The sequence below is a fragment of the Pseudomonas agronomica genome, from assembly GCF_025917275.1.
Lineage (GTDB): Bacteria > Pseudomonadota > Gammaproteobacteria > Pseudomonadales > Pseudomonadaceae > Aquipseudomonas > Aquipseudomonas agronomica.
The window spans coordinates 1-1,193 of the sequence record NZ_JAOSHO010000864.1 but is presented as its reverse complement, the minus strand read 5'-3'; the positions used below and the strand labels follow the sequence as shown (position 1 = coordinate 1,193).

1 protein-coding gene and 1 pseudogene are annotated in these 1,193 nt (G+C 61.5%); both read right to left on the bottom strand.

The window, feature by feature from the left end:
* A pseudogene (locus OC610_RS27755) lies at positions 1-162 on the bottom strand (5-carboxymethyl-2-hydroxymuconate isomerase); the annotation flags it as partial.
* 74 nt (positions 163-236) lie between these two features.
* The gene (gene hpaD / locus OC610_RS27750) at positions 237-1,094 is read right to left on the bottom strand and encodes a 3,4-dihydroxyphenylacetate 2,3-dioxygenase (protein ID WP_264432748.1); all 858 of its coding nucleotides are present in this window, start codon (positions 1,092-1,094) and stop codon (positions 237-239) included.
* Positions 1,095-1,193 lie beyond the last annotated feature (99 nt).

Below are 1,193 nucleotides of genomic sequence, written 5' to 3'. Positions count from 1 at the left end.
GTCGGCCATGCGCCAGGACTCCAGACGTACGCCGCGGCTGCGGATGCCTCCCAGCGGGAACACACCGCTGTCGCCCAGGGTGGCGTGGACCTTTTCAAACAGGCCGGGCAGGTCCGCCTGTTGTTCGATGTTGTCGGTGTACTCGGCGATGAAGTGGGGCATGGGGGCCTCCTGCGTCGGCAGCTTTGAGCCGCAAGCTTCGAGCGGCAAGTTGATGGGGGGCTTGTAGTTCGCGGCTAGACAGGGAAGATGGCGTTGATCTGCCCGGTGCCGGAGCTGCCGAAAGGCGCGGTGATGATTTGCGCCGGCTTGGTGTAGTCCGGTCCGCCGAGCAAGCCCAGGAGCATGGCGGTGTCATGCATCTTGCCTTCACCGAAGCAGTGCTCGGCGTAGTCGGGGAGCATGGCGCAGAATTCCTTCCAGCGACCTTGGCGCCACAATTCCACGACGTGGAGGTCGACCTGCTTGTCGAATTCACGCGTCCAGTTATGGATGTTGGCTTCGGCGTTACGGTCGTCGGAGAAACGGTGCGAGAGTGAACCCGAGGCCAGTACCACGACTTTGCGGTCGCTTTTTTCGATGGCACGGCGCACGGCTGCGCCAAAGGTGAAGCTGTCTTGCAGGCGATGCCAGGCGCACCAGGCGGCAATCGAAACGACGTTGAATTTCTGATCCTCCGGCACGCCCATGTGCATATAGCGCATCGGCACCAGGGTGCCGTATTCCAACTCCAGGCTGGGGATGTTGTGGGCCAGGGTACGCACGTCGACGGCGTTGGCTTCGGCGGCGATCAACTCGCCCAGCTCCGGGCAGCCCGGGTATTCGTACTCCATGTTCTTGATGAAGTGCGGCAGCTCGTTGCTGGTGTAGATACCCTTGAAGTGCTCGCCGCTGTTGACGTGATAGGCGCTGTTGACCAACCAGTGCACATCGAACACCACGGCGGTGTCGGCGCCCAGTTCGCGCGCGCGGCGGCCGATTTCCTTGTGGCCGGCAATCGCCGCTTCACGGCAGCCATGGTGTTTGCCCGGCAGCTCCGACAGATACATCGAGGGAACGTGGCAGATTTTCGCAGCCAGGACGACTTCGCCCATGATGATTCTCCTGAAAAATTGTTCTTGTTGGATCTCGGGACGGCGGGTGAATCAGGTCTTGCTGGTGCTGGGGCTTTTGTGGCGAGGGGATTTATCCCC

Bases quoted from the DNA above. Each gene is read 5' to 3' on its own strand.
- hpaD (WP_264432748.1), bottom strand. From the start codon at position 1,094: ATGGGCGAAGTCGTCCTGGCTGCGAAAATCTGCCACGTTCCCTCGATG.